The 8,234-nt window shown below is 70.9% G+C and carries 9 protein-coding genes and 2 pseudogenes; 7 read left to right on the forward strand and 4 right to left on the reverse strand.

The genetic code is table 11. The features are described from left to right. Positions 1-202: 202 nt before the first annotated feature. Positions 203-676 (reverse strand): annotated as a pseudogene (locus ACFU6K_RS22590) (transposase); the annotation flags it as partial. A gap of 62 nt (positions 677-738) precedes the next feature. Between ACFU6K_RS22590 and ACFU6K_RS22595 the strand changes: the two are divergent. Then, positions 739-1,074, forward strand: a complete 336-nt coding sequence (locus ACFU6K_RS22595; RefSeq protein WP_380665709.1) for a hypothetical protein — start codon at positions 739-741, stop codon at positions 1,072-1,074. A 6-nt stretch (positions 1,075-1,080) separates the two neighbouring features. Here ACFU6K_RS22595 and ACFU6K_RS22600 read toward each other — a convergent pair whose 3' ends face one another. Continuing rightward, positions 1,081-1,272 carry a hypothetical protein gene (locus ACFU6K_RS22600; RefSeq protein ID WP_380665711.1) on the reverse strand — a complete coding sequence of 64 codons (192 nt, stop codon included), beginning with the start codon at positions 1,270-1,272 and terminating at the stop codon, positions 1,081-1,083. A 173-nt stretch (positions 1,273-1,445) separates the two neighbouring features. On the opposite strand from ACFU6K_RS22600, the gene ACFU6K_RS22605 reads away from it, so the two are divergent. The 3 genes and pseudogenes from ACFU6K_RS22605 to ACFU6K_RS22615 all read left to right on the forward strand — a co-directional run bounded on the left by ACFU6K_RS22605 (position 1,446) and on the right by ACFU6K_RS22615 (position 3,204). Next, positions 1,446-1,601, forward strand: coding sequence for a hypothetical protein (locus ACFU6K_RS22605; RefSeq protein ID WP_380665712.1), 156 nt, complete (start codon positions 1,446-1,448; stop codon positions 1,599-1,601). Between the two features lie 563 nt (positions 1,602-2,164). Continuing rightward, positions 2,165-2,357 (forward strand): annotated as a pseudogene (locus tag ACFU6K_RS22610) (hypothetical protein); the annotation flags it as partial. 34 nt (positions 2,358-2,391) lie between these two features. Then, on the forward strand, positions 2,392-3,204 hold the full coding sequence (locus tag ACFU6K_RS22615) for a hypothetical protein (RefSeq protein ID WP_380665714.1): 813 nt from the start codon (positions 2,392-2,394) through the stop codon (positions 3,202-3,204). 560 nt (positions 3,205-3,764) lie between these two features. Here ACFU6K_RS22615 and ACFU6K_RS22620 read toward each other — a convergent pair. Then, the gene (locus ACFU6K_RS22620) at positions 3,765-4,385 is read right to left on the reverse strand and encodes a 2'-5' RNA ligase family protein (RefSeq protein WP_380665716.1); all 621 of its coding nucleotides are present in this window, start codon (positions 4,383-4,385) and stop codon (positions 3,765-3,767) included. Then, positions 4,378-5,874, reverse strand: a complete 1,497-nt coding sequence (locus ACFU6K_RS22625) for a helix-turn-helix domain-containing protein (protein ID WP_380665718.1) — start codon at positions 5,872-5,874, stop codon at positions 4,378-4,380. Before ACFU6K_RS22625 ends, ACFU6K_RS22620 begins: the two co-directional genes overlap by 8 nt. Positions 5,875-6,313: 439 nt before the next feature. On the opposite strand from ACFU6K_RS22625, the gene ACFU6K_RS22630 reads away from it, so the two are divergent. From ACFU6K_RS22630 to ACFU6K_RS22640, 3 genes are all read left to right on the forward strand, one after another. Next, a complete protein-coding gene (locus ACFU6K_RS22630) occupies positions 6,314-6,676 on the forward strand; it encodes a hypothetical protein (RefSeq protein WP_380665720.1) in 363 nt (120 codons plus the stop codon). An 84-nt stretch (positions 6,677-6,760) separates the two neighbouring features. Continuing rightward, positions 6,761-7,981, forward strand: a complete 1,221-nt coding sequence (gene fxlM, locus ACFU6K_RS22635) for a methyltransferase, FxLD system (protein ID WP_380665722.1) — start codon at positions 6,761-6,763, stop codon at positions 7,979-7,981. A 48-nt stretch (positions 7,982-8,029) separates the two neighbouring features. Beyond that, positions 8,030-8,227: an FxLD family lanthipeptide gene (locus ACFU6K_RS22640; protein WP_375875845.1), complete on the forward strand. Its 198-nt coding sequence runs from the start codon at positions 8,030-8,032 to the stop codon at positions 8,225-8,227. Positions 8,228-8,234: the final 7 nt, after the last annotated feature.

Consider the following 8,234-nt stretch of genomic DNA (forward strand, 5'->3'; position numbering starts at 1 on the left):
GGTTACTGGGCGGCCGGGCGGTTCTGTTTGCCCCGGACGCCTCGGCACGTTCGTTCCTTGGGCATGCAAAAGGGCCCGCCTTCCCGGTGGGAAGGCAGGCCCTGGTGAGTCGGGTCGGTCAGCCAGTGGGGGCGGCGGTTGGGCGATGGACTTGCGGGCGGCGTGGGCCCGGCCGGCCGCGGTGACCAGCGAGGCGAAGTTGCGGGTCTCGGCGCGCTGCCAGTGCTCGTCGTCGCTGGACGCCCTCCTCGCGGGGCAGGCCCCGCAGGCCCTCGTGGCTGATGTCGTCGACCACCCCCTCGGCGACCAGGAAGTCGGCCAGCTTGGCCAGGCTCCAGGTCGAGAACGGCAGGCCGTGCTCGGCAGGCTTGGACTTGACGATCTTCTTGATCTCCCGGCGCTCGGGCAGCGTGAACGTCCTCGGCCGTCCGCCCCGGTACTTCGGGTAGAGCGAGTCGAAGCCGTCCGCGTTGAAGTTGTGGATCACATCCCGGACCCGGTCCGCGCTGGTGAACGACACCTCCGCGATCTTCGCAACCGGCATACCCTGGGCGGAGAGCAGCACCATCTGGGCGCGCCGCCAGGTCACCACCGACCCGGTGCCCCGGCGGACGATCCGCAGCAACCGTCTACCCTCGTCGTCATCGATCTCACGGACCTGCATGCGTTCAGCCACGTGATCATTCTGACTGTCCTTCCCGGACTACGGATGTCAGCCGGTTGAGGCAGGATCCCGGCATGCTGGTGATGAAGAATCGGGCGGGCTTGCTGGCCAAGCGACCGTCGAAGCCGACCGTGAGCGCGGCAGTAGCCGATCTGCAGCGCGGCGGCGCTCTGATCCTCGAACGCGTGGATGAGGGGTCGGGAGACTGGTATGTCCAGGTCCGGATGTGTGAGGACAACACGTTCCAGCTGGAGTATCGGGAAGGCGTCCCTGCCGAGCACTACCAGACCCGGACGGTCTCACGTGACAAGGTCATCGCGGCCGTGCTCGGCTGGATGAAGGGAGAGCCCGAGTGGAAGGCCCCCTTCATGTGGAACAACATCGGGTCCTGGTTCGAGGCTGAGAGCTAGAGCCGGTCACCGATCGCTGGTCTTCAGCACGCGTGGCAGGTGGAGGTGCTCCACCTTCACCTGGTGGCTGCGGTTTCGGAGTTTGCAGGCAAGGGTTTCGGTGAGACCGCTTGCTCGGTGCCGCCCGGCGCGGCAGCCGGGCGGCACTTCGACGGGGCGAACGTTGCCTGATGCGGCACTAGCGTGCCCCCGGGCCACGTTCGTCGAGCAGGCGGCTGGGCTGACCGTCCGTCACGGACGGCGGAGCCAGGGTTTGCAGACCGCACTGCAGCAGCTCGCCCTGGCCCTGGCTGGCCGAGACCTTCGCGGTCCCGGTTAGCCGCTCCACGCTCCTGCGGCTGATACGTGCCCTGCCGGATCCGGCGCACGCGGTGCCGCGCGTTCTGGGCATCGACGAGTTCGCCCTGGAGCGCTTCGGGTGGACCATGCCGGGTGAGCAGCGGGTCGCGGTGATCGTGCGCCCGGTCAAGGTGCGGCACATTGTCGGAGTGGAGCGGTTTCGACCGGGCGGCCCTGTCCTTGAGTAGTGCACCTGCGTTGCTGACAGTCGGAAACCGAAGGGGCCGACCACCATCGCGTGCCCAACGCCTTCGGTTCGGCTTTCCAGCGGGCACAGGGCCGCCGCACCACTCCAGAGTGACTTTCTATAACAGCCCTAGGCCTTAGCCATGCACTCAGCCGTCGCCGCGCGCGCCCCTCACGTACGCGTGGAAACGGCGGTTCGGAAGGCTGGCCAGGGTAGTTGGTGATGGTAAGGCTGTTATAGAAAGTCACTTCTGAGGGAATCTGGACGGTGCCGTCTCCATGGAGAGTCGTTCTATCAGGAGCCCGGGGGATTCCTCCTGGCGGAGTCCGGGAAGGGGTCAGTGGAAGACAAGGACGTGGCCGCCCTCAATTGGAACGACCGCTGGCGGCGACGGGTCCGCCGCCGCGCCGACTGCCTTGTCTCGGGGGCGAGGAACATCGGAGCGACACTGGCGCTAAACCCTCTCCCCACTCTCCAGAACCCGTTGACTACGCTTTCATGGTGGTTGAACCTTCGGCGGTCGCGTTGCTCAACCGCCTCGCGGTTCGGGATGCAGGTCGAGTTCTGACGGATGAGCAGGCCGCGGGGTACACGGCGTTCCGAGGAGCGCCGACCCGCGCGCGGAGCTGGAGCGGTTCTTCCTGGACGACCCGACCGACGTGCCGACGAAGTCGCAACATACCCGGCCGAACACCTGGACATCGAGGACGCCTCGGTGCTGGAGGCGTACGGCGAGCGGGAGAACACCCGGCTCGACACCTCCCCGACCGGCCTGTGACACCCTGGGCCCCATGCACATCCCAGCCGGCGAGCCCACCTCCGAGGAAGAGCTCCCAGTCCTCCGCCCCGACCCCGAGCAGGTGCTCGCCGACTGGCTGACGACCACCCCGCTCGGCGACAGCGCCCGGCTGAACTACCCGCGCGAGGTCATGCGCTGGATCGCGTACATCGGGGACCGGGTCTGGACCGCCGGCGGCCGCGACGTCAAGAACTGGACCGCGGGCGCGGACAACGCCCGTACCCGCGCCTTCCTCGTCAGCGCGGTACGCGGCTTCTACCAGCACGCCCAGCGCTTCGACCCCGGCATCGTCAACCCCGCCCCCAAGACCCTGCGCCCCTCCGTCGCCGACCTCCCCGGCCGCCCCGCCCTCACCCGCGCCGAGTCCACCCTCTACGTCTCCGCCCTGGACCGCTACAGCGGCCTGATGCCCCACCGCGCCCGCGCGCTCGGCTACCTCGTCCTCGGCCGCGGCCTGCGCGCCCACCAGGCCGTCGCGCTCGACGTCGAGGGCATCGTGCGCGAGCAGCACCGCACCACCGCCCTCGTCACCCTCAAGGGCGGCGGCACCGAGTTCCAGGAGCTCCCGGCGCCCGTCGCCCTCGCCGTCGAGGACTACCTGCCCCACCGCCGCACCGCCGCCCCCCACAGCAGCCCCGAGGCCGGCCCACTGCTCACCAGCGGCCGCGGCCGCCGACTCGACCCCGCGCCCAGCGTGCGCGACCTCCTGCGCGCCGTCGCCTCCACCCACCCCCAGCTCAGCCACCTCACCGACACCCTCACCGCCGACGGCCTCGCCGCCAGCCCCAACCCCTTCCTGGGGTAACGGGTCGAGACCGGTAGGAACGAAAACCGGCGCTCAGTGGGCTTTCAGCCGTGATTCAGCTGGTGGGTCTTGTTCTGCGGGCCGTAGGGTCGCCCTGGCTATCGTGACTCCGAAAGACTGATCGGGCAGCAGTGTCACCGGTGTACAGCTGTCCACCGGAACTGCGCGGGTTCCACAGAGCCGCGCTGGCCCTGCCCGCGCCGTCCACGCGCCGACCGGCGTCCGGGCGGCCGCCACGGTCACCGAGCTGCTGCGCTCGACCGTCAGGACGTACGGGCGCAGCGCGGCATCGCGGCCCAGTTCCTCGTAGGGCGCCACGGTTCGCAGGCGGCTGCACGGGTGGAGCTGGGCATCGCGAAATCAACGCTGAGCGAGCTGTTGTCGGGTAGTTGAGGGAAGGGGGGTGAATGTCCTGTCTCGCTGGGCCGAGCGCCGCTGGCTCAGCAGCCGGGTCGGCGGTCAGGCCCGAAGGCCCGGGCCGGTGTGGGATCGGGCGGCAAGGAGAGTGGGGCAGCGGGCTCCGGCGCTCCTGGCCGGCCTGAGCCTGGACGTGGCGCTGTTCAGCCGAGCGCGACGCGGGCGGCGGTCTCCCACTCGTACAGCCGCCGGTCGCGGCCGAGGACGATGAGCTCGGCCGCGGTGACGCGGGCGGTGGCCGGGTAGGTGGTGACGCCCGTGAGGGCGTCGGCGGCCGGTCGGGCCGGGCCGGCGGCGTTGGAGTAGGCCACCGAGACGTGGGGCCGGAAGTTGTCGGCGGGCTCGGGGACGTCGGGCCAGACGTCGGCGATGGCCGCGCGGATGGCGGTGCGGACGGCGCGCACGGGCTCGGCCGGGTTGATGGTGAGGAGCAGGGCCTCAGGAGTGACGATCGCCGGGCCCAGGGCGAGGTCGAACGCGGGGATCTTCGCGAGGTGGTGGGCGGCGGCGTCGGCGATGGCGCGCGCGTCGGCCTCGCTGACCTCGGTGGTGGAGCCGAGGCCCTGCATGGTGAGGTGAAGCCAGCGGTCGGGGACCAGGTCGAGGCCGGGGACGCCGGCCAGGGCGTGGCGGTAGTCGGCGGCCAGGCGGTGGACGTCGTCGGCGCCGTCGAACGTCAGGTGCCAGGTGTACCAGCGGGTACCCGGTTCCCAGCCGGGACGCCACCACCAGTGATCGGCCATGTGCGCAGGGGTGTCAGTCATGGTTGCTGATCCAATCACTGTCCGGGCCGGTGAGGCAGAGGGCGAGTTTGGCTTCGCGGACGGCGGTTTCCACGACGGCTTGCAGGCGGCGTCCGGCGGCACTGTTGCCCATGGGCGATCCGGCGGCGTCCCGGGCGAGGTCGCGCAGGCGCCGGCGGACGGGGGCGGTGCGGTGTTCGGCGGGCAGTGCGAGGACGGGGGCGAGTGCGTCGAGGACGCCTTCGGGTTCGTCGGCGAGCAAGTGGGCTCCGGCGCGGGTGATGTGGAGCTGGGCGATGGTGCCCAGGGGCCGGACGTCCTGGCGCTGGAGAGCGGCGAGCCCGTGGTCGGCGTGGGCCAGCGCCCGGGTCGGGTTGTCACCGCGCAGGCAGATGCCCGCCCCGTAGTTGGCCAGCCGACCGTCCGTGCAGGCGAACAGCCCGCCGACCTGGTCGTGGAAGGCGTTGGCGAGATCGAGCCCGGCGGCGTCCTCGGCTCGGCCGAAGGCGGTCTTCGCCTCGGCGTGCGCACCGACTTCCGCCCACGCGTCCGCGGCCTGGCAGTGGAGCAGCACGGTGACGGTTCCGGGCGCCTGGAGGGCGGCACCGTGTTCGGCGTGCCGGATGGCCGCGCGATACTGCCCGTCCCAGTACGCGAGCTTGCTGCGGGTGGCGGCGACCCATGCCTGGAGGGCCGGATCGGCGGCCATCTCGGCGGCCACCATGGCGGCGCGGATGTGGGTCGCGGCCTGCCTTTTGTGTCCGAGGTCGCTGGTCATCCAGGCCATCATCGCGGCGAGGTAGCCGGCGGTCGCGAAGAGTTTCTGGCGGTGCTCCAGGTTCTGGTGCCCGTACAGCAGGTCCCAGATGCGGACGAGTGATCTGTGAGTCTGCCCGTAGACCTTCAGCGGGTCCTGGGCCATGAGGTAGTCGGCGGCGAGGCCGCGGGTGTCGGCGGCGTACTGTTCCACGCTGACCGGCCCGCAGTTGGGGACCTCGGCCCACTGCGTCCACTGCGCCGACTCGTCGGCCGCGGTGTGGATGAGCTCGGCGCTGGTGAGCGGCACGTCGGGCACCGGGGGGAGGGGCGCCGCAACGGCCGTGGCCGGATCGCCGGCGGCCTGGTGTCGCAGCACGCGCAGATCGGACTCAGGCAGGGCGCGGCGGTCTTCCAGATCCAGCAGGTCTTCCAGGGAGGCGCCGTAGAGCTCGGCGAGGACGGTGAGCACCCGCAGGGTGACCCGTCGGCCCGCCGCGGCCGGCCACTTCTCCCATTTGCCGAGAAGGGAGGCGTCCGTCGCGGGCCCGGCGGCGCCGACGGCGTTGTTGAGTCGGTCGGCCGCCTCCTGGAGAGTCCAGCCGTGGGCGTGACGCCAGGCCTCCCGTGGACGGCAGCCGAAGCGGGTGCGCATCTCGGCGGCGATCGTCGCGATCGGGGCGCCGACGGCGAGGAGTTCGGTGCGGAGCGAGTCCCGGTGGGTCTTGGATCCGGGCTTGGGGCGTGGAGGCATGGTGGCTCCCGGACGGGTGCGGTGAGCGGCCTGACTACCTCACCGTAGCGACCCGATTACGCCACATGGGTCACGCTCCGCGATTCCCACATGACGCACTGTCCTCTTCTGGGCCTGCCTCGAAGCTCCCGCCCAGGTGAGCGAGCTGACGCCGGTCCGGAAAAGGCGGTCACCGCTGCCCGTGACCGCAGCGGGTCGAAGACGGGACCGTAGTGCCACCGCCGTTCACTGCGCGTCCGCTCTCGGACGGCAGGGACGCGATTCGAAGGAAGGCACCATGCTGTCGAAGTCCGCCGCCATCGCCATCGCCATCGCCGCGAGCACCGGCCCGGAGGAGAACCCGCAGGCCCTGGAGGACCTGGTGCTCGCGGAGGACGTCGACCAGGAGTGGTAGTCACCGCCCGCTTCCTGAACCGGGATGTCCTCCCTGGGGGATCCGATGATTCATCTGTACGTCGGCCCGACGCTGCGCCCGCGCGAGCCCGTGCTGCGGCACCCGCGAGTCCGGGTGCACCGCCCGGCCCGGCACGGCGACCTGTTCGCTCCCTCGATCGCCGACGGCGACCGGATCGTGCCGATCGACGGGGTCTTCCACTACGCGCTCCAGCACTTCGGCAAGCACCTGCTGGAGAAGGGCGATCTCGTCCTCGCGCGGTCTCATCTGCGGGAGGCGTTGCGGCTGCGGATCGCCGAGAGGGACACCGGGCTGGTCCAGTCCACCCAGTCCACCCAGTCCGCGCTCGACCGCGTCGAGGCGCGGATAGGCCAGACCGTCGCCGGCCTGGCCGCCGGGCGGGAGTGACGCACCGAGCCCGTAGGCTTCCAGTTTCAACTGCGCTTACTGGCAGCACAGTTAACTGTTCATCACATTGAGAGCGAGCACTGCATGTCTGACACGGTGGAGACCGCCACCACCAGCACGGAGACCCCGGAGGAGCTGCGGACGGCCATGGTCGAGCAGCTGATCTCCATGGGCGAGATCCGGACCGCCGCGGTCGAGCGCGCCTTCCGTACGGTGCCGCGCGAGGCCTTCGTGCCGGAGGCGCCCGTCCGGCAGGCCTACGGCGTCGAGGACGTCGTGATCACCAAGCGGAACGAGCACGGGACCGCGATCAGCTCGGTCTCCGCCCCGCGGATCCAGGCGTTCATGCTGGAGCAGGCCGACATCAAGCCCGGGCACCACGTGCTGGAGATCGGCTCCAGCGGCACCAACGCCGCGATGATCGCCGAGATCGTCGGGGCGGACGGCGAGGTCACGACCCTGGACATCGACCAGGACGTGACCGACCGCGCGACCCGCGGCCTGACCGCTGCCGGCTACGAGCGGGTGAACGTCGTCCTCGGCGACGGCGAGGTGGGCTGCGCCGACCGCGCCCCCTTCGACCGGATCCTGGTCACCGTCGGGGCCTGGGACATCCCGCCGGCCTGGGTCGACCAACTCACCGAGCACGGCACCATCACCGTGCCGCTGCGGATGCGCGGCGTCTCCCGCTCGATCACCCTGCGCCGCGAAGGCGACCGGCTGGTGAGTCTGTCCGCCGAGGTGTGCGGCTTCGTGCGGATGCAGGGCGTCGGCGCACACGAGGAGCAGCTGCTGCTCCTGCACGGCGAGGAGGTCGGGCTGCGCTTCGACGAGGAACCGCCGGTCGACGCCGGCCCGCTCACCGGCGCCCTGGACACCGAGCGCACCGAGGAGTGGACCGGGGTGGCGGTCGGCCGGATGGAGCCGTTCGACTCCCTGCACCTGTGGCTGGCCACCGTGCTGCCCGGATTCTGCATGTTGTCCGCCACCCCGGACACCAAGCTCGTCGCGCCGCAGAACCGCATGGCCTGCCCGGCGACGACCGACGGGTCGAGCCTGGCCTACCTGGCGCTGCGCAAGGTCAGCGAGGACCCGACGTTCGAGTTCGGCGCGCACGGCTACGGGCCGGACGGCGCGAAGCTGGCCGCCCGGCTGGCCGAGCAGATCCGCACCTGGGACCGAGACCACCGCTCGGGCGCTGGCCCGCAGTTCACCGTCTACCCGGCGACCACGCCGGACGGCCAGCTGGGTGAGGGCCGCGTCATCGACAAGCGGCACACCCGCATCACGATCTCCTGGCCCTGAAGCGGGCCGGGTAACCCGAGAAACCGACCACCCAAGGAGGGGATCAGCATGGCGCCTCGGACGCTCATCGCGCCGGAGACCGAGAAGACCGACGTCGCCGCGCTCGACGGCTCGGACTTCGACCTCGACCCGACCATCGTCGAGAGCGGCGACGTGTTCGCCGACCTGCTGCGCGACACGAACGACAACTGCGGCAGCACCTGCTCCGGCAGCGCCTGCGCCAGCGGCGGCGGCAACGTCGCCTGAGCTGAAC

Source organism: Kitasatospora sp. NPDC057512, from assembly GCF_042802135.1.
Lineage (GTDB): Bacteria > Actinomycetota > Actinomycetes > Streptomycetales > Streptomycetaceae > Kitasatospora.